This is a genomic window from Olsenella porci, assembly GCF_009695875.1.
In the GTDB taxonomy this organism is placed as follows: Bacteria; Actinomycetota; Coriobacteriia; order Coriobacteriales; family Atopobiaceae; genus Olsenella_H; species Olsenella_H porci.
Genome location: NZ_VUNC01000007.1, coordinates 72,265 through 92,098, shown reverse-complemented (window position 1 = coordinate 92,098; position 19,834 = coordinate 72,265). Strand labels below are relative to the sequence as shown.

The window sequence follows — 19,834 nt, the reverse complement described above, 5'->3', positions numbered from 1 at the left end:
GTGCCATGGGAGAAGAGAAGAAGACGGCGCTCGTGCCCGGTCGCGTTGGCATCGTGGGGCTCGGCCTGATGGGCGGGTCGTTTGCCAAGGCGCTCCACGCGGGAGGCCGCGAGGTGTACGGCTGGAACAGGACGCACTCGGTGACCGAGCTCGCCGAGATCGAGACCATCGACGGGGAGCTCACGGACGACGTGGTCCCCACCTGCGAACTGATAATCCTGGCGGGATACCCCCAGGTGTCCATCGACTGGCTCGTCCAGATGGCGGACATCCTCTCCCCCGGAGCGATCGTGATCGACACCGTGGGCGTCAAGCGGGTAATCTGCGAGCGCTGCTTCAAGATCGCCGAGGGGAGGCCTTGGACCTTCGTGGGTTGCCATCCCATGGCGGGAACCCAGTACTCGGGCTTTGCCCACAGCAGGGCGAACATGTTCCACAACGCGCCCATGGTCGTGGTGCCACCCAAGATGGACGACTTCGAGCGGGCGGACATGCTCGAGCGCCTGGAGCAGCTGCTGGAGCCCTGCGGCTTTGGCAGCATGACCCTGTCGACCCCCGAGCACCACGACGAGGTGATCGCCTTCACCTCGCAGCTTGCCCACGTGGTGTCCAACGCCTACGTCAAGAGCCCCTCCTGCACCGTGCACAAGGGCTTCTCCGCCGGCTCGTACCGGGACCTCACCAGGGTGGCACGCCTCAACGCACGCATGTGGACCGAGCTGTTCCTTGACAACGCGGACAACCTGAGCTTTGAGATAGGAAACCTGATAGGGCACCTCCAAGAGTACAAGGACGCGATAGACGACCGTGACGCGGAGCGGCTCCAGGGTCTGCTCGCGGACGGCGATCGCAGGAAGAGGGAGGTCGAGGACCGATGAGCCAGACGACTGTCGGCGTCGAGGGGAAGCCCATCGTGGTGCGCGTCCCCACGAGCCAGCGCGACTACGACGTGGTGGTGGGCGAGGGCGTGATCGACGAGGTCGGCCAGCTCGCGCGCCAGGCGTGCGGGGGCGGCCGAGCCTGCGTGGTGTCGGACTCCAACGTGGCACCGCTCTACGCAGACGCCGTTGCCCAGTCCCTAGTTGCCGCAGGCTACGACGCCTGCATCCAGATATTCGAGGCGGGCGAGAGGAACAAGCGCCTCTCGACCGTGGAGGAGCTCCTTGGCGGCCTGGCGCAGGCCGGCCTCACGCGCGACGACGTGGTCGTGGCAGTGGGCGGCGGCGTGACGGGCGACATGGCCGGGCTCGCCGCGGCGCTGTACCTGAGGGGCATCAGCCTGGTGCAGGTCCCCACCTCGCTCCTTGCGATGGTCGACTCGTCGGTAGGCGGCAAGACCGCAGTGGATCTTGAGGCGGGGAAGAACCTGTGCGGTGCCTTCTGGCAGCCGTGGCTGGTGGTCGCCGACGTGGACTGTCTCGACACGCTCACGCCGGAGCTGTTCAGGGACTCCTGCGGCGAGGTAATCAAGCATGGCGTCATACGCGACCCCGAGCTCTTCTCCTGGCTCGAGGCAAACCCCCTCACCGGCGAGGTCTCCGAGGACGAGCTGGCACGGGTCGTCGCGAGGAACGTGCAGATCAAGCGCGACGTGGTGGCCAGCGACGAGCGCGAGCACGGCCTGCGCCAGATTCTCAACTTTGGCCACACAATAGGGCACGCGGTCGAGGCGGCGGGCGACTTCTCCCTTGGTCACGGCAGCTGCGTGGCGCTGGGCATGTGCTGCATCGCGCGCGCCGCCTACGGGATGGGCTGGTGCGGCCAGGAGGTGCCCCAAAGGATCGAGGCGCTGGTGCGTGCGCACGGGCTCCCCACCGACACCGACCTCCCCCACGACCTCATCGTCTCGTACGCCACGCACGACAAGAAGCGCCACGGCGACGGTGTCAACGTCGTGGTCCCCCTTGCGATCGGCTCCGTCGAGGTGAGGCACGTCTCCCTCGCGGAGTTCGGCAGGCTCGTCGACCTGGGTTGCGGGGTGGGAGCGTAATGGGAGAGAAGAGGTACGCCGTCATCCAGCCCGCCCCGCTGGCGGGAACGATTCCCGCCATCGCGTCCAAGTCGGTGGCGCACCGCATGCTCATCCTCTCCGCGCTCTGCGAGGGACGGCTCGACTTGGACTGCGAGACCACGTCGCGCGACATCGAGGCGACCGCCGACTGCATGCGCGCCCTCGGCGCGCGCGTCGCGAGGACCTCGCGCGGGTTCAGGGTGAACCCCCTTCCCAGGGACGGCGGCACACCGCGCCCGACCGAGGGCGCGACCCTCGACTGCGGGGAGTCCGGTTCGACGATCCGATTCCTCCTCCCGGTCGTTGCCGCCCTGGGCGGAGCCTGCTCCCTCACCGGTCACGGTCGTCTCGCCCAGCGCCCGCTCTCCCCCCTCTTCGAGGAGCTCGTGGCACACGGGGCAAGGCTTTCCCCGCAGGGGACGTTCCCGCTTCGGGTGCAGGGTCCCATCTCGGGCGGCACCTACCGCCTCCCCGGCGACGTGTCATCCCAGTTTGTGAGCGGACTCCTCATGGCCGCCCCGCTCGTTTTGGGTGGTCTCGACGTCGAGGTCGCCGAACCCATGCAGTCGCGCTCCTACGTAGCGATCACCGTGAGCTCCCTTGCGAAGTTTGGCGTGCACGTATCCGTCGAGCGCGAGGTGCACGGTAACGCCGCCGTCACGCGCTATTCGGTCCCCGCCGGCTCGGAGCTCGTCTCGCCCGGCGTCGCCTCGGTGGAGGGTGACTGGTCAAACGCTGCCTTCTGGCTCGCGGCCGGCGCATCCTGCGGGGAGGGGGTCACGGTGACGGGGCTGGACCTCTCGAGCTCGCAGGGTGACAGGGCGGTGCTCGGCGCCCTCGCCTCGTTTGGCGCGCACGTCACCCGGGGCGGGGACAGCGCGCGTTGCACCCACGACGCCCTTCGGGGCCGCACCATCGACGTCGCGGACATCCCCGACCTCGTCCCTCCCCTCGCCGCGGTCGCCGCGACCGCCAAGGGCACCACGCGGTTCATAAACGCGGGGAGGCTGCGCCTGAAGGAGTCAGACCGCCTGGTGACCGTTCGCGACGGGCTCAACGCCCTAGGCGCCAACGTGTCCATAGATGGCGACGAGCTTGTCGTGGAAGGCGTTTCCCGTCTAACCGGAGGCGAGGTGGACGCCCGCAACGACCACAGGATCGCGATGATGGCGGCGGTCGCGGCCGCCGGCGCCGCAGGCCCCACCACCATCCACGACTCCGGCTGCGTCTCAAAGTCGTATCCCGCCTTCTTCGCCGACTTCGCGGCGCTGGGGGGCAACGTCACGGAAGGTTGGGAGTAGTAAGATGCCCTCCACTTTTGGCAACGCCCTCAGGGTCACCGTGTTTGGCCAGTCGCACTCGGAGGCGATAGGCTGCGTGGTCGAGGGGCTCCCCAGCGGCTTCGCGATCGACCGGGAGCGACTGTCCGCCTTCATGGCAAGGAGGGCACCCGGGCAGGGCAGCTGGTCGACCCCCCGCAGGGAGGCTGACGAGCCCGAGTTCGTGAGTGGCATCAACCACGACGGGAGGACCTGCGGGGCCCCGCTCGCGGCAGTCATCCGCAACACCAACACGCGCTCCCGCGACTACGACAACCTGCTCTCGGTCCCGCGTCCGGGGCACGCCGACTTCACCGCATGGGAGAAGTGGCACGGCAACCAGGACGTCCCGGGCGGCGGACACTTCTCTGGCAGGCTCACCGCACCGCTCTGCGTGGCGGGCGGCATCGTCATCCAGATGCTCAAGACGCGAGGCGTCCGCGTGAGGGCACACCTCCTGCGGGTGGCAGGCGTCGAGGACGAACCCTTCCGAGCGGGCCTGCGCACCGATGCGGAGCTTCTCTCCCAACAGATCGATGCTCTGGAGGAGAGGGACGGCCTTCCCACCATCGACCCCGATGCCGGCGAGCGCATGCTCGACGCAATCGACGCGGCCCGACGGGACCTCGACAGCGTCGGCGGAGTCGTGGAGTGCGTGGCGTGCGGCCTTCCCGCCGGCGTGGGCTCCCCCATGTTCGACGGGATCGAGAACCTCGTCGCCCGCGCAGCCTTTGGCATCCCAGCCGTGAAGGGAATCGAGTTTGGAAGCGGCTTCGCCGCCGCCGACGTCAGGGGAAGCGAGAACAACGACCCCTTCGACGCCACTCCCGACGGGCCGGCACCACGAACGAACAATGCGGGAGGGATCCTGGGCGGCATCACCACCGGCGCCCCCATCCTGTTCAGGATGGCCGTCAAACCGACCTCGAGCATCTCGCGCCCCCAGGACTCGGTCAACCTTGCCACGGGCAAGCCCGAGGTCCTGGAGGTCCACGGTCGTCACGACCCCTGCATCGCCCCGCGGGCGGTCCCCGTGGCCGAGGCGGTCTGCGCCCTCTCGCTCCTCGACGCATGGCTCTCGTTCCCGCCCGAGGGCGAACAGTTCACGCTCGGCACGAACTAGCAAGGAGGATACGTTGGAGGACCTCAGCCAGGTGAGGGAAGAGATCGACCAGATTGACGACAGGATCCTCTCCCTGTTTCAGAGGCGCATGGAGTGCGCAGACAAGGTCGCGGCATACAAGGCGGCTCACGGGCTCCCGGTCCTTGACCGCTCGAGGGAGCGAAGGGTCATCGAGGACAGCGCGGCAAAGGTTCCCCCCGAGCTCCGCAGCTACGCCCAGGTCCTGATGCAGCTCCTCATGGAGGCGTCGCGCAACAGGCAGCACGGGCTGCTCGACCCCGAGGGCAACAACGTCGTCAGGCGGATCGAGTCGGCCGTCTCCGCCACGCCCAACCTCTTCCCCCAGGACGCCTTCGTGGCATGCCAGGGGGTGGAGGGTGCCTACTCGCAGATCGCCTGCGACAGGATCTTCCACCATGCCGACATCAGCTTCTTCGACACCTTCGACGGGGTCTTCCGCGCCGTCGAGGAGGGCTTTTGCCAGTACGGCGTGCTCCCCGTGGAGAACAGCACGGCGGGCTCGGTCAACCAGGTCTACGACCTCATGATGCGCCACAACTTCAGCATCGTGAGAACCTGCCGCCTCAAGATCGACCACAACCTCCTCGCCAAGCCCGGCGTGGGCCTGGAGGAGATCACCGACGTGTACAGCCACGAGCAGGCCATCAACCAGTGTCACCAGTTCCTCTCCGCCCTCCATGGGGTCACGGTCCACGTGGTCGAGAACACCGCGATCGCCTCGCAGATGGTTGCCCGGAGCGAGCGCCCAGGCGTCGCGGCCATCGCGTCGAGCTCCTGCGCCGAGCTGTACGGGCTCGACCCCCTCGCGCGCGACATCCAGGACAAGGGCAACAACTACACGCGCTTTGCCTGCATCTCGAAGGACCTCCAGGTGTTCCCCGGGGCCGACCGCACCTCCCTCATGCTGGTGGTGAGCCACCGCCCGGGCGCACTGTTCCACGTCCTGGAGAAGTTCTATGCCCTCGACATCAACATCTTCAAGCTCGAGAGCCGACCGATCCCCGACCGCGACTTCGAGTTCATGTTCTACTTCGACGTGGACTGCCCCGTCGCCGCACCACAGTTCAAGGAGCTCATCGCAACCATCGGCGACGCCTGCGAGGACATGCGCTACCTGGGCAGCTACTCGGAGGTGGTCTAGCATGCAGCTCGACGGAGAGGCGATGGCGCCATTCGGCCTGCTGGGCAGGACGCTCGGGCACAGCTGGTCTCCCCAGATCCACCAGTCGCTCGGCTCATGCCCCTACGACCTCATCGAGCTCGAGCCCGAGGAGGTCGGCCCCTTTGTGAGGGAGGGCTCCTGGCGCGGCCTCAACGTAACCATCCCCTACAAGGTCGAGGCGGCCAGGCTTGCGGACGAGAGGAGCCCGCGCGTAGAGGCATGCGGCGCCGCTAACACCCTGGTGAGAAGGCCGGACGGCTCCGTCTTTGCCGAGAACACCGACGTGCTGGGCTTCTCCTGGCTCCTCGACCGATTCTGCGAGGAGCACCTGGGAAGGGCCGCCACCAAGGCGCTTGCGGGCGAGAAGGCCCTCGTCCTAGGCTCTGGCGGTGCGAGCAGGGCCGTCGTCCTCGCGCTCGAGGCGGCGGGCGCGAGGCCCGTCGTGATATCTCGCTCGGGGGATGACACCTACGCGAACCTGCTTGACCGGCATGCGGACGCAAGCCTCGTCGTAAACACCACCCCCGTGGGGATGTTCCCCTCCTGCCCGGCGAGCCCGCTCGCCGATGGGGTGCTCGGGTCCCTCCCCCACCTTCGCGGCGTGTTGGACGTGGTCTACAACCCCGAGCGCACGGGCATCTGCCTCCAGGCGGAGCGCCTGGGGCTCCCGTTCCAAAGCGGGCTTTCCATGCTCGTGGCCCAGGCGTTCTACTCGAGCCAGCTGTTCCAGGGCCGCGAGCTGGATAAGGCGCTTCTCCCCCGCCTGGAGGAGAGGATCCGCAACCAAACCAGGAACGTCGTCTTCATTGGCATGCCCGGTGCCGGCAAGACGACGGCAGGCAGGGCCCTGGCGCATCTCCTCGGCAGGCCGTTCGTTGACCTGGACGAGGCGCTCGCCCTTGACCTCGACATGCCGGTGGAGACCTACATCCGCCAGAACGGGACCGACGACTTTAGGGGGCAGGAGACGAGGGTCGCATCGCGCTACTGCGCTCGCAGCGGCCTTGTGATAGCCTGCGGCGGCGGCATCGTCACCAGACCGGAGAACTACCCTCTCCTCCACCAGAACGGTACCATCGTCCTCCTGGAGCGGCCGCTGGGACAGCTCTCCCTTGCGGGCAGGCCCATCTCTCAGGAGCGGGGCGTGAGGGAGCTGGCACGCGAGAGGTCCGAGGCGTATCACTCCTGGTCCGACATCAAGATAGACTGTACGGGCAGCCCGCAGGGCGATGCGGCGCGGGTGAGGAACATCCTGGGGCTGTGATTCCCCCGCAACCCCGCATGCGACTCCATCCCGGCATTTCACGGAACGGACGGACCATCCGCCCGCAGGCGCTTCTATACTCGTTTTCGTTTCGAAAGTATCCGAGTAACCAGGGCCCGTCTTGCGACGGAAGAAGGCTGTTCTCATGAACGACCAGGAAATTGCATCGCGCGTACTGAGCTGCGTCGGCGGGAGCGTCAACGTCACCTCCAACACCCTCTGCATGACGAGGCTCCGCATCACCATCGCAAACCCCACGCTCGTCGACGAGGAGGGGCTCTCGCAGATTCCCGGCGTCCTGGGCACGGTGGGGCGTGGCCCCTATGGAATCGAGGTCGTGTTTGGCCCCAAGTCCATCGGGGGCATCTACGACGCGTTCTCGGGTCTCACCAGCCAGGGTCAGACGGACCGCTCGAGCTTCGCAGACCTCAGCCATGGGGGGAACTCGCTCAATGTCCGCGTAACCGGATCCACGACACCCGCCCGGCCCACCCCTGGCGCCATTGCGCAGGAGCTGGAGGACCACGACTCCGAGGCGCGTGAGCTCGAGCGGATGCTCGCCGACGCGGAGAATGATCCGGACGACGACTTTGCCGACGAGGCCAGCGAGGAGACGGACGACTCCGCGGACGGACCCCGTCTCCTCGTGCTCAACGGGCCCAACATCAACATGCTGGGGATTCGGGAGCCCGACCTGTACGGGACCGAGGACTTTGCCAGCCTGCTGGAGCTCTGCCACGAGGCGGCGGAGGAAGAGGGCTTCTCCGTCTGCAGGTGCTACCAGTCAAACCACGAGGGTGACCTCGTCGATGCCATACAGGACGCCTACGGGCGCTTTGATGGCATCGTGATCAACCCCGGCGCCTACACCCACACCTCCGTCGCCATCCTCGACGCCCTCAAGGCGGTGAGCATCCCCGCGGTTGAGGTCCACATCTCTAAGGTGGACGAGCGCGAGGGGTTCAGGCAGGTCTCGTACGTCAGGGCGGCCTGCTTCGAGACGGTCATGGGACTGGGGATAAAGGGCTACGCCAAGGCGATCGCGGACCTGGCGGCACATTTGGCCAAGGAAGACGAGCAGTAGGCTGGACGGAGAGGTCACCGTCCAGCTAGCGGCACATCCACACCGCCCCGTCGCTCACCAGTACATCCACGGCAACGTCGTGGTCGTCAACGGGAAGCGGGTTGCCACTCACCTGCAGGCTCCTGGCAAGACCCACCTTGGTTCCGGGGTACGTGGCAAGAAAGTTGTCGTAGTATCCTGCCCCGTAGCCGATGCGATACCCGCGGGAGTCGAACACGAGCCCCGGGACCAGGCACACGGATTTGGGGAGACGCGCGGGGTCAATGTGCTCCCCCGCCCCCTCAGCCGGCTCAAGGACGCCACTCGCCCCGCGCACGAGCCCATCAAGGGCATGCACGACCACGAACTCCAAGGACCTCTCGCCCCCCACGCACCTCGGGAGGGCAACATCCTTCCCCTCGTCCCAGGCGCGCCGAATGATGGAGGTCGTGTCGAGCTCGTCCCTAAAGGGGACGTATGCCAGAAGCAGGGGGCAGGAGCGATAGGCGGGGACCGCCCTGAGGTTGCGGCACACTTGCACGTCAAACCTCGCGCGCTGCCGCGGGGAGAGCGATGCACCCGCACTGAGGTAACGCTCCCGAAGCGCGCTCTTGCTCGCATCCTCGCCGTATGAGCTCGCCATCGTCCCCCCCTCCTTCAAACTGCAAGATACATTATCCTCGTTTGTCGGCCACCCGCGACGGCAGCGCTGCAACTTGAGGCCAAACGGCAAGGCAAAAGGTGGCAGGAAGCGATGTGAAAGCCATGCGACGTGCTGATATCGTTGTTTCGGAACGCCAGGGGGGCCACATACGGTACACCCTGCGCCGCGGAGGGGTCAGACGCGTCAACCTTCGCGTGAGGGCAGACGGGAGCGTGGTCGTCAGTGCACCCACCCGAGCGAGGCTTTCGGACGTGGACGCGTTCGTCTCCTCCAAGGAAAGCTGGATTCGCATGCAGCAGGGGAGACAATCCGCAGCGCGCGATCGCGAGGCCTCCCGTTGGCAGGACGGAGGGAAGGTCCGGTTCCTCGACGAGGTACTGACAGTCAGGCTCGTGCTGGATACGGCAGCGACAGGTGCGCGGCGCACGGGTGACGAGCTGCTGCTATCCCTCCCGTCCTCGGATAACCATACCGAGCTGGCGCGCGACCTTGGGCGGCGATGGCTCGCACGGGCGCTCTCCACCGAGCTCCCCTCTCGCTTCCCACCCTTCGAGGAGCGGTTGGGTGTTGCGTGCAACGGCTGGCGCGTTCGCTACATGCGGTCTCGCTGGGGCTCGTGCAACGTGCGGACCAGCGTCGTCACCATCAACGCCGAGCTTGCCTCGCTCCCTTCGACCTGCCTTGACTCCGTGGTCGCCCACGAGCTGTGCCACCTCTTGGAGCCGAGCCATAACCAGCGGTTCCACGAACTCCTCGATTCGGCCTACCCTTCCTGGCGAGAGGCGCGGAACATCCTCAACGCCACCCTCCCCCAAGGCTGAGAGTGGCCGTCAGACACGCACCCAAGGTCCTTGGGGCCTGGGATTGGCGTACCATGGAACGGTCTGCACGCTCGAAAACCGAGGAGTCTTCATGCCCAACGAAGGAAGCTACGAGGCCGCTTTGAGGCGAAGCGACCGGATTCAGGAGGACCTCAAGGTCAACCCTAAAAAGTACACCATGCTCACGGGCGACCGCCCCACCGGGCGCCTGCACATGGGCCACTACTTTGGCACCATCAAGGAGCGCGTGAGGCTCCAGGAGCTTGGCGTGAGGACCAACATCGTAATCGCCGACTACCAGGTGATCACCGACCGCGACACCACGGAGCACATCCGCGACAACGTGTACAACATGGTCATGGACTACCTCGCCTGCGGCATCGACCCTGCCAAGACCATGATCTTCACCCACTCGGCGGTGCCCTTCGAGAACCAGCTCATGCTCCCGTTCCTCTCGCTCGTGACCGAGGCAGAGATGGAGCGCAACCCCACCGTCAAGGCCGAGCAGGAGGCCTCTGGGCACGCGCTCACCGGCCTTCTCCTCACCTACCCGGTGCACCAGGCGTGCGACATCCTGTTCTGCAAGGGCAACATCGTCCCCGTTGGCCGCGACCAGCTCCCCCACATCGAGATCACGGCAAAGATTGCGCGCCGCTTCAACGAGCGCTACGGAAAGGTCTTCCCGGACGTCGCGGGGCTCCTGACGTCCACCCCGCTCATTCCCGGGCTTGACGGCCGAAAGATGAGCAAGAGCTACGGCAACGCCATCAGCCTGAGCATGACGGCCGAGGAGACGGCAAAGCTCATCAAGAAGTCCAAGACAGACTCCGAGCGAAACATCACCTTTGACCCCGAGAGTCGACCCGGGGTGTCGGCGCTTCTCACCACCGCGGCAATCTGCACCGGTCGAGACGAGCGGGAGATCGCGGAAGAGATTGGCATGGGTGGCTCCGGCCAGCTCAAGAAGTACGTGACACAGGCAGTGAACGACTACTTCGCACCCATCCGAGAGCGGAGGCACCAGTACGAGGACGACCTCGACTACGTGAAGGATGTTTTGCACGACGGCAACGCGCGCGCCAACGAGGTCGCAAGGCAGACGCTCGACGAGGTGCGCGAGGCGATGGGCATGGTTTACTAGCGCCGGACTGCCTGAGAGGCGCACTGTCGAGTAGCCGGGGTTGGGGCATCTCCCCCGCCCTGGCTTTCCTCATATATAGAGCCCACAGCTAAATTCCGCGGCTCAAGATGAAAAAAGGGGAGGCCCCACGCTTGGTGGGGCCTCCCCTCCCTGCATATGCGCCGAAGCTTACGCGGGGATGGCAATCATGGCGATGGACAGGATGACCATCGAGGCGACCGCGATGGAGATGACGACCTTGAGGGCGAACTTGACCCAGGTTGCGTACTCAACACGGGAGAGGGCCAGACCACCCATGATGGCACCGGAGGTGGGGGTGATGAGGTTCACCGCGCCGGAGGCGGCGGAGAAGATCATGACCATGACCGCGGGGTTGAAGCCAAGCTGAGCGGCCAGGGGCCCCATGATGGGCATGGAGACGGTTGCCATGCCAGAGGTCGAGGGGATGAGGAAGGAGAGCAGGAAGTACAGCAGGTAGGAACCGATGGCGAACACGATGCCGGAGGTGCCGCGCAGCGCGTTGGAGGCAGAGCTCAGGACCAGGTTGGCCAGGCCGGTGCTGCTCATGAGGACGGAGACGCCACGCGAGACTGCGATGATCATGACGACGGACATCATGTCGCCGGCGCCAGCCATGAACTCGTCGACGATCTGGTGCTCGGAGAGGCCACCCACGATGCCGATGATGATGGCGAGGAGCAGGAACCAGGTGGTGGACTCGGCGAAGTACCACTGGCCGAGCGGGGTTCCGGTGAGGAAGGAGGACCAGCCAGCATAGTCGGTGACCGAGGACTTCAGCTCGCCCTTGACGTTGGAGGGGGTGAGGGTGAGGTCGCCCAGCTTATCGTCGCTGTACTGCTGGATGATGTCGTCAGCGGTGATCTCGGTGGTCTCCTCGTGGCTCTGGGCATCAGAGACGAAGAAGTTGACGCCCAAATCCTCCCAGGGCACGAACGAGATGACCATGATGATGAAGGCAGCGGCGAAGATCCAGAGGACGGCCTTCTGCTTGCCGGAGAGGGAGGCCTTCTCGTTGGACTTCTCGGTGCCGTAGGCGGCCTCGGCGGCAGCCTTCTCCTCCGCGCTCATGAGCGACTTGGAGGGGTCGGCCTTGACGCGCTTGGCGTACTGAAGGACGAAGAAGACGGCGATGACATACGAGACCAGGAGCAGGATGATGCCCAGGCTGATGATGACTGCCTGGTTGACGTTGATGCCGAGCGAGGTGAGGGCGTCGGCGGCAATGCCGGTCGCGAAGGGGTTGACCGTGGAGCCCAGGCAGCCGATGCCAGCGCCGAGCAGGACGATCATGGAGCCGCTCATGGAGTCATAGCCAGCTGCCATCATGGTCGCGGAGAGCAGTGCATAGAAGCCGACGGTCTCCTCGCACATGCCGTAGGTGGTGCCGCCAAAGGCGAAGATGGCCATGAGGATGGGGATCAGCTTGAGCTCGTTGCCGTTCATCTTCTGCACGAGCACGTCAATGCCGGTGGTGAGGGCCTCGGTCTTGTTGACGATTCCCAGGAAGCCGCCGAGGACCATGACGAACAGGCAGACGTCGATGGCGTCCGCAAAGCCATGGACGGGGGCCATCAGGAAGTCTGCCAACGTCGCACCCGTCACTGTGCCCTCGGTGCCATTGACCGTGTAGGTCGCACCATTGAGGCAGATCGTGATGATTGCGACGATCGCCAGGAGGATGAAGATGATGGAGAATGACGTCAGCATCTCCCTCTTCTTCTTTGGCTGCGCTGTCTTATCGGACATGGTCGCAACTCCTTTCGGCGCACATGCGCCATACGTTAGGGAACTGAAACTCCTGCGTAACACAACGTAGACAGAACCTACGCAACTTCGGAACAAATCTTACACAAGCCTCAAGCCCCTACGTCAAGCGTTGCCGTGAACGGTATCCAATATTCGATGAATATCCTGTTTTGGTGAGCTGCAAGACGAATCAGCCTCCATACGGGTATGTAAGGCGGACCCGATTGACCTTGCCCAATATCTCAGGGGTTCCGATTCTGCATTCTGGAACCATTTTCCTTGGAATTAGGGCACGAAGTGCCCCCGCCTGAGCCGCCGCCCTCATTTGCGCATGCAAGCAAACCCATTGCTCATAATGTTGCAATTTCTCAAGTGTTTATACATACATTTGCCCTTCCGAACAAAAGGGTGCCAATGCAGTGCCACAAACAAGGGGGAGGGCCGCAAAAGGCGACCCTCCCCCACAAGAACTATGTCCCGATACCTTAGAAGACTGGAATGATGCCCACCGCGGTGAGGGGGATCGAGATGATGCCGAGAACGGCGATCACCGCGAACACGGCCCACTCCGCCTTGGTGACGGAGCCACCGTTCTCCTCGCGCGCCTTCTTGTAGAAGAACATGCCGGGGATGTAGCCCAGGCAGGCGAGGAGCAGGAAGCCCCAGCCGGTGAACATGACGCCGACGACCTGGAAGAGAAGGGCGAGGACGCCGAAGAACGCCTGAAGGCCCTCGTGGTTCTCAACGCTGTACTTGACCTGATAGGCGGCAGCGAAGGCCCAGGTGATGACGATGGTGACGGTGCACATCGAGATCGCGAAGGTATATGCGTCAGCGGCGAACGTAGCGATGATGATGAAGATCTCGGTCAGCACGGCAACGATGAGGAGCGACATCTGAGGAGCGTTGGCCTTGTTGCGCTCGTCCCAGGACTTGGGGAGAAGGCCATGGTCCGCCATCATCGAGGTGCACTCGGCGGGCAGCATGGTGAAGGAGAGCCAAGACCCGCAGACGGAGATGATGATTGCCCAGGAGATGAAGGCGCCGCCCCAGCCGGGAGCCATCGCCTCGAAGACGGTGATCGTTGCAGGCTTGGGAGCCGCGACGAGGTCCTTGTAGGGAAGGACGCCGTACGGGAGCACGGAGGCGCAGATGTAGAGCACGAGCAGCACCACGAGGCCGAGGATGGTGGCAGAGCCGATCTCGGACTTCTTGCGCGCACGCTTGCTCATGACCGAGGCGCCCTCGATGCCAATGAACACCCACATCATGACGAGGATGCAGTTGGTGACCTGGGTTCCGACGCTACCAAGGCCGTCGCCGTTCGCGGCGAGCACGGTGGCGTTACGGGCAGCGGTGCCCCAGAAGTCGGCGGTGAAGACGCCGGCCTTGAAGCTGAAGAAGGTGAAGACAATGAAGAGCAGGATGGAGGCGACCTTGACGACCATGACGATGGCGTTGAGGAACGCGGCGCTCTCGACGCCACGAATGACCAGGTAGGTCAGCGCCCAGAGCAGCAGGGAGATCACGATGACACCCACGATCGCAGGGTTGCCCGTGTTGGGGTCGGAGAACACGCCAGGAAGGATGTTGCCAAGGCAGTACTCGGAACCAAGGGTCTGCGCCACCATGGTCGCGAACCCGACGTTGCCCAGCCACGCGGACAGCCAGTAGCCCCAGCCGGAGATGAAGCCGGCGAACTTGCCAAAGCCCTCCTCGGCGTAGGCGACGACGCCGTCAGCGTCGGGACGCTTTGCACCCAGGTTGGCAAGCGAGAGGGCCAGGAACAGGAAGCCCAGTCCGCAGATGACCCATGCCACCAGAGCGGCACCGGGCGACGCCACGTTGGCGAGCTGCCCAGTTAGGGCGAAGACGCCGGATCCGATGCAGGATGAGACGACCAGGCCGACGAGGCCGAAGAAGCCAACGCCGTCGGGGTTGTCCACCTTCTCATTGTTTGCCATCGTTTTCCTCCTCAGGAACGATGAAGCCAATAGAACCTCAATGATTGTATATATAGTTCACACCATGTGTGCAAACAAATTTCACCTATCCAATATTTGGATGATAATTAGACAGGAAAAAGGCCTCCCCGACATGTCGGGGAGGCCTTTTTCAACTCGCAGAGAGCTACTTACTTGAGGGTAGCGTACATGACAGCCTTGATGGTGTGCATGCGGTTCTCGGCCTCGTCGAAGACCTTGGAGGCACGGGACTCGAAGACCTCGTCGGTGACCTCCATCTCGGTGATGCCGAACTTCTTCGCAACCTCGGCACCCTTGGTGGTCTTGGTGTCGTGGAAGGAAGGCAGGCAGTGCAGGAAGATGCAGTCGTCGTGAGCCTGGGACATGACGTCAGAGGTGACGCGATAGGGCTCCATGAGGGGGATGCGGGTCTTGTAGAGCTCGTCGGGCTGGCCCATCGACACCCAGATGTCGGTGTAGATGGCGTCGGCATCCTTGACGCCCTCGTGGACGTCCTCGGTCAGCTTGACCGTGGAGCCGTTCTGGGCAGCGATCTCCTGGCAGGTCTTGACGAGCTCGTCCTCGGGCATGTTGTCCTTGGGGCCACAGGCCACGAAGTTGACGCCGAGCTTGGCGCAGACGACCATGAGGGAGTTGCCGACGTTGTTGCCCGCGTCACCCATGAAGGTGAGCTGACGACCCTTGATGTCGTTGTTGAAGTTCTCCTTCATCGTGAGGATGTCGGCGAGCATCTGGGTGGGGTGGAACTCGTTGGTGAGGCCGTTCCAAACGGGGACGCCAGCGTACTTGGCGAGCTCCTCAACCTTCTCCTGCTCGAAGCCACGGTACTCGATGCCGTCAAACATGCGGCCGAGGACGCGAGCGGTGTCGGCGATGGACTCCTTATGGCCCATCTGGGAGCCGCTGGGGTCAAGGTAGGTGCAGCCCATGCCGAGGTCATAGGCGCCGACCTCGAAGGAGCAACGGGTACGGGTCGAGGTCTTCTCGAAGAGGAGGGCGACGTTCTTGCCCTCGAGGTAGCGGTGGGGCACGCCAGCGCGCTTCATGTTCTTGAAGTCACGGGAGAGGTCCAGGAGGTAGTTAATCTCCTCGGTGGAGAAGTCCAGAAGCTTCAGGAAGCTGCGACCGCTAAGATTGACGCCCATGTACTTTCCTTTCGTTTTCCACCGACGGCCCTATACCATCGGTTAGAACACTGATATTGACTCGACAGCAGTAGCCCGAGGGTGCCACTGGGCACCCTCGGACTTCAGGCTATTCGAGAGACTAGAGGTCCTCACGAGCGAAGGGCATGCTCATGCAGCGGGGGCCGCCACGGCCACGGGAGAGCTCGGCCGAGGGAACCACGAGGAGGTCGAGGCCCTCCTTGTAGAGCACGTCGTTGGTGACGGAGTTGCGCTGGTAGACGCAAATCTTGCCCGGCGCGACGCACAGGGTGTTGGAGCCGTCGTTCCACTGCTCGCGGGCAGCCGCAACGGGGTCGCCGCCACCGCACTTGATGAGCTTGACCTGGTCGAGGCCAAGGGCCTTCTCGAGGACGTGCTCGAGGGTGTCGTTCATCTCCTCGATCTTGACCTCGCCCTGCTGAGCGCCCTTGGTGAGCTTGAAGACCTGCAGGGTCCCCATGATGCCCGGGTGGATGGTGAACTTGTCGACGTCAATCTGCGTGAACACGGTGTCGAGGTGCATGAAGGCACGGGACACGGGGATGTTGAACGCATAGATGGTGTCGATCTCGCACTGGTCGCCCTTCTCCCAGAACATGTTCTGGGCGAGCTGGTCGATGGCGCCAGCCTGGGTGCGCTGGGAGATGCCGATGGCCAGGGTGTGGGCGTTGAGGTTGAGGACGTCGCCACCCTCGGTGTGATATGCGCTGTCGCGGCGGTACCACAGGGGAGCGTCCTTGTAGTCGGGGTGATACTTGAAGATGAACTTGCCGTACAGGGTCTCGCGGTTGCGGGTGACCGAGAACATGCGGTTGAGGTTGACGCCCTTGCCCACGACGGCAAACGGGTCGCGCGTGAAGTACGTGTTGGGCATGGGGTCAATCAGGAGGTCGGTCTCGCCGTCCTGGTCAGAGCCGACGAGGTCGGCGAGCAGGCTGGAGCTGTTGGCGGGAAGGTCGATCTCCTCCTTGCGGAGGCCGGCGATCGTCTTGTCGACGAAGGTCTTGGTGTCCTTGATGGAGTCCATGTACTCCTTGACGGCGGCGCGGGCTGCCTTGCCCTTGAGGCCGGACTCGTCGAGCCACTGGTTGGTGAACTCCTCGCGGGCGCCGGGAACGGCGTCCAGGGCCTCGGCCGTCAGCTTCTCGAGGTACAGGACCTCGACGCCCTGCTCGCGCAGGATCTCCGCAAAGCGGTCGTGCTCCGCCTGTGCGACCTCCAGGAAGGGGATGTCGTCGAACAGAAGGCGCTCGAGGTCATCAGGCGTGAGGTTGAGGAGCTCCTCGCCAGGCCTGTGGAGCAAGACCTTCTTCAGGGGGCCAATTTCGCTGTGGACGTAAAGCCCGTTAGCCATGGTTCCTCCTTCTCCTTTCGTGCTGGCACCTTACCAACACTTTACGAATACGTTACCCGCGAGCTCGCCAGGCCTGAAATGCTGCGATTTCGCTGCCCGGCCCGCATCGCGTGCCTTAACGCCGAAAAACACTATATCCAATACTCGGCGTTACGTCACCCTCGTTTTCGTTAATAAGTGGGAACGGTAGCTTTACGAGGACGAACGGTCTACTTGCACGTAGCTGCACAATTATCAAGGCCATTGAGCTGCTTATTCCTTACCATATGCTTACTCGCCGAAGAGGCCGCAAGAACCGGTTCACTTATTCCGCTAGAGTCATAAAAGCGGTGTAACAAGCCGTTAATATTCTATTCTTTTTTATTAATATCCATCATTATTCAATTCTTCTGGCAGTTGGGGCAAAATCTCCCATTTGGTGCCAAGCAGTAGAATTGCCGCACTGGCATCCGCTGATGACCCTTGGAGGAACAGATGGGAAACAAGGGGGAGTTCGTGCAGGAATCGCCCGCAGGGAAGGAGCCGCGACCCCACGAGCGTGACTTCTCGTACACGCAGAATCGCGAGGTGAGCTGGCTCCACTTTGACGACCGCGTGCTCGACGAGGCCTTTGACGAGAGCGTTCCGCTCTTCGAGAGGCTCAAGTTCGTCGAGATCTTTGGCTCCAACCTCGACGAGTGGTTCATGATTCGCGTGGGAGGTCTTTCCGACCTTGCGCGGCTCAAGCACCAGCCCACCGACAACAAGTCCAACGAGACCCCCTCCGAGCAGCTCGCATCGGTCTTCAAGATGCTCCCCGCCCTCCTTGCCCGCCAGGAGGAGGCCTGGACCACCGTGACGGACGAGCTCTCCCGCCACGGGCTGACCTACGTCCCTCCCCTGGAGTACACCCAGGCGGACCGCGAGGCCACCGAGAGGGAGTTCACGCGCAACGTGGCCCCGATCATCTCCCCCCTGATCATCGACCCACGCCATCCCTTCCCCAACCTGAGGAACGGCCTGCTGTACGTGCTGTGCTCCCTTGACGGCCCGACCGAGAGGGGCGTCCTGGGCCAGGTTGAGGTCCCCCCGTCGCTCCCCCGCGTCATCGCGCTCCCCTCCTCGCCGGAGGAGTATCGCTACACCCTCCTGGAGGACGTCATCTACACCTACCTGGGCAGCTGCTTCGGCGACTACGAGCCCACCCGAGCGGCGACCATCAGGGTCACCCGCAACGCCGACATCGACCCCGACGGCGAGGGCGTGGAGGAGGAAGAGGACTACCGCCAGCACATGAAGAAGGTGCTCAAGAAGCGCCAGCGGCTGCAGCCCATCCGCCTTGAGATAAGGGGCTCGCTCGACGATGAGCTGGAAAGCCTGGTGATGGACGAGCTGGGACTGCGCCCCGACCGTCTCTCTCGGGTGAACATCCCGCTCGACCTCGGCTTTGTCTACGGCCTGGAGTCCCACATCCCCACCCAGCACCACGACGAGCTGGTGTTCCAGCCCTTTGATCCGCAGATCTCCCCCATGGTCAACATGAACGAGCCCATGCGCCCGCAGATCGAGGACCACGACGTCCTGCTCTTCTATCCCTACGAATCGATGTCCCCCCTGCTGACCCTGCTGCGCGAGGCGTCATCGGACGACGACTGCATCTCGATCAAGATCACGCTCTACCGAGTGGCAAAGCAGTCACACCTCTGCGAGAGCCTCATAGCCGCCGCGGAGAACGGGAAGGACGTCACGGTGCTGATGGAGCTCCGCGCGCGCTTTGACGAGGCGAACAACATCGCCTGGGCGGAGAGGCTCGAGTCTGCCGGCTGCACTGTCATCTATGGCTCCGAGGGCTTTAAGTGCCACTCCAAGATCTGCCAGATCACCTACCACGACAAGGGCACCATCAGTCGCATCACCTGCCTGGGCACGGGCAACTTCAACGAGAAGACGGCGCGCCTGTACTCCGACTTCATGCTCCTGACCGCCCATCATGGCATCGGCGAGGACGGCAACCTGTTCTTCCGCAACCTCTCGATCGGCAATCTGTTGGGCAACTACCGCTACCTGGGTGTCGCGCCCGCGGGACTCAAGCCGCTCGTGATGCGCGGGCTGGACCGCGAGATCGAGCGCGCGAGGGCGGGCAAGCCCGCGCAGGTGTTCCTCAAGATGAACTCCCTCACCGACCGCGACGTGATTGACAAGATCTCGGAGTCCTGCGAGGCGGGCGTGCGCGTGATCATGATCGTGCGCGGCATCGCCTGCATCAAGGCGAACATCCCGGGCAAGACCGACAACCTGGTGGTCCGCCAGATCGTGGGCCGCTTCCTGGAGCACGCGCGCGTCTACGCGTTTGGCGTCAACGCGGACACCGTGTACCTCTCCTCGGCAGACATGATGACCCGAAACACCGAGCGCCGCGTCGAGATCGCCTACCCCGTGCTCGACCCCACGTGCCGCGAGCTCGTGATCGAATACATGAGCCTGCAGCTTGCCGACAACGTCAAGGCGCGCCGCCTGACCAGCGAGGGCACGTGGGAGCGCATTCCCGTTGAGGAGGACACGCCCCGCATCAACAGCCAGGAGGTTCTGCTGCAGTTGGCGTACCTGCGCGCCCACGAGGGTGACGACAGGGTGGTCGAGGAGGTCACTCCAGCGACATCCATCATGCCCAGGATCACCCCTGAGATGAAGAGGCAGCTCCTGAGCCTCCCCAACATCGGGACCTACTCGGCGGGTGACATGGACGTCGTCGCGATGGCCAAGCCCGCGAAGGAGGAGCCCGAGAAGGCCGCATTCGCGAAGTCGGAGCCAGCAACCCCCGCTGAGCCCGCGGCTCCCGGGCATCGTGCCCCAAAGCCGTCCACCGCGACCGCAGCCGCACCGCAACCGTCGGAGCCCGAAGGCGAGGGAGAGGGTCGTCTCTCCCGTGGCCTCCGGCTCATCGGCGAGGGCTTCAGGATGCTCTTCTCTGGTAGATAGCACCCTCGCCGTCCG

Annotated in this window: 15 protein-coding genes; 10 read left to right on the top strand and 5 right to left on the bottom strand. The window is 64.1% G+C overall.

The features are described from left to right. Positions 1-5: 5 nt before the first annotated feature. The 7 genes from FYJ68_RS08745 (at position 6) to FYJ68_RS08715 (ending at position 7,984) form a co-directional block, all read left to right on the top strand. Positions 6-878 (top strand): prephenate dehydrogenase, encoded by an 873-nt coding sequence (locus FYJ68_RS08745; RefSeq protein ID WP_154435833.1) that lies wholly within the window; start codon positions 6-8, stop codon positions 876-878. After that, positions 875-1,990 (top strand): 3-dehydroquinate synthase, encoded by a 1,116-nt coding sequence (gene aroB / locus FYJ68_RS08740; protein WP_154435832.1) that lies wholly within the window; start codon positions 875-877, stop codon positions 1,988-1,990. The genes FYJ68_RS08745 and aroB overlap by 4 nt, the downstream gene beginning before the upstream one ends. Further along, complete coding sequence (gene aroA / locus FYJ68_RS08735; RefSeq protein ID WP_154435831.1) at positions 1,990-3,312, top strand: 3-phosphoshikimate 1-carboxyvinyltransferase; 1,323 nt, start codon at positions 1,990-1,992, stop codon at positions 3,310-3,312. The genes aroB and aroA overlap by 1 nt, the downstream gene beginning before the upstream one ends. 4 nt (positions 3,313-3,316) lie before the next feature. Continuing rightward, complete coding sequence (gene aroC / locus FYJ68_RS08730) at positions 3,317-4,453, top strand: chorismate synthase (protein ID WP_154435830.1); 1,137 nt, start codon at positions 3,317-3,319, stop codon at positions 4,451-4,453. A gap of 13 nt (positions 4,454-4,466) precedes the next feature. Next, positions 4,467-5,615, top strand: coding sequence for a bifunctional chorismate mutase/prephenate dehydratase (locus tag FYJ68_RS08725; RefSeq protein ID WP_154435829.1), 1,149 nt, complete (start codon positions 4,467-4,469; stop codon positions 5,613-5,615). Between the two features lies 1 nt (position 5,616). Then, on the top strand, positions 5,617-6,900 hold the full coding sequence (locus FYJ68_RS08720) for a shikimate kinase (protein ID WP_229772153.1): 1,284 nt from the start codon (positions 5,617-5,619) through the stop codon (positions 6,898-6,900). Positions 6,901-7,045: 145 nt separating this feature from the next. Next, positions 7,046-7,984, top strand: a complete 939-nt coding sequence (locus FYJ68_RS08715) for a type II 3-dehydroquinate dehydratase (protein WP_154435828.1) — start codon at positions 7,046-7,048, stop codon at positions 7,982-7,984. Between the two features lie 25 nt (positions 7,985-8,009). On the opposite strand, the gene FYJ68_RS08710 is transcribed toward FYJ68_RS08715, so the two are convergent. Next, on the bottom strand, positions 8,010-8,606 hold the full coding sequence (locus FYJ68_RS08710; RefSeq protein ID WP_154435827.1) for a 5-formyltetrahydrofolate cyclo-ligase: 597 nt from the start codon (positions 8,604-8,606) through the stop codon (positions 8,010-8,012). Positions 8,607-8,728: 122 nt separating this feature from the next. Between FYJ68_RS08710 and FYJ68_RS08705 the strand changes: the two genes are divergently transcribed. Both FYJ68_RS08705 and trpS read left to right on the top strand, forming a co-directional pair. Beyond that, positions 8,729-9,448, top strand: a complete 720-nt coding sequence (locus FYJ68_RS08705) for a M48 family metallopeptidase (protein WP_154435826.1) — start codon at positions 8,729-8,731, stop codon at positions 9,446-9,448. Positions 9,449-9,539: 91 nt separating this feature from the next. Continuing rightward, positions 9,540-10,589, top strand: coding sequence for a tryptophan--tRNA ligase (gene trpS, locus FYJ68_RS08700; protein ID WP_154435825.1), 1,050 nt, complete (start codon positions 9,540-9,542; stop codon positions 10,587-10,589). Positions 10,590-10,757: 168 nt separating this feature from the next. On the opposite strand, the gene FYJ68_RS08695 is transcribed toward trpS, so the two are convergent. The 4 genes from FYJ68_RS08695 to arcA form a co-directional block, all read right to left on the bottom strand. Then, positions 10,758-12,356 (bottom strand): YfcC family protein, encoded by a 1,599-nt coding sequence (locus FYJ68_RS08695; RefSeq protein WP_154435824.1) that lies wholly within the window; start codon positions 12,354-12,356, stop codon positions 10,758-10,760. Between the two features lie 485 nt (positions 12,357-12,841). Next, on the bottom strand, positions 12,842-14,320 hold the full coding sequence (locus FYJ68_RS08690) for a basic amino acid/polyamine antiporter (protein ID WP_154435823.1): 1,479 nt from the start codon (positions 14,318-14,320) through the stop codon (positions 12,842-12,844). 170 nt (positions 14,321-14,490) lie between these two features. Beyond that, positions 14,491-15,486: an ornithine carbamoyltransferase gene (argF, locus tag FYJ68_RS08685; protein WP_154435822.1), complete on the bottom strand. Its 996-nt coding sequence runs from the start codon at positions 15,484-15,486 to the stop codon at positions 14,491-14,493. 121 nt (positions 15,487-15,607) lie between these two features. Then, positions 15,608-16,861 (bottom strand): arginine deiminase, encoded by a 1,254-nt coding sequence (gene arcA, locus FYJ68_RS08680; RefSeq protein ID WP_154435821.1) that lies wholly within the window; start codon positions 16,859-16,861, stop codon positions 15,608-15,610. Between the two features lie 474 nt (positions 16,862-17,335). Here arcA and ppk1 point away from each other — a divergent pair, with 474 nt between their 5' ends. After that, the gene (gene ppk1 / locus FYJ68_RS08675) at positions 17,336-19,819 is read left to right on the top strand and encodes a polyphosphate kinase 1 (RefSeq protein WP_154435820.1); all 2,484 of its coding nucleotides are present in this window, start codon (positions 17,336-17,338) and stop codon (positions 19,817-19,819) included. Positions 19,820-19,834 lie beyond the last annotated feature (15 nt).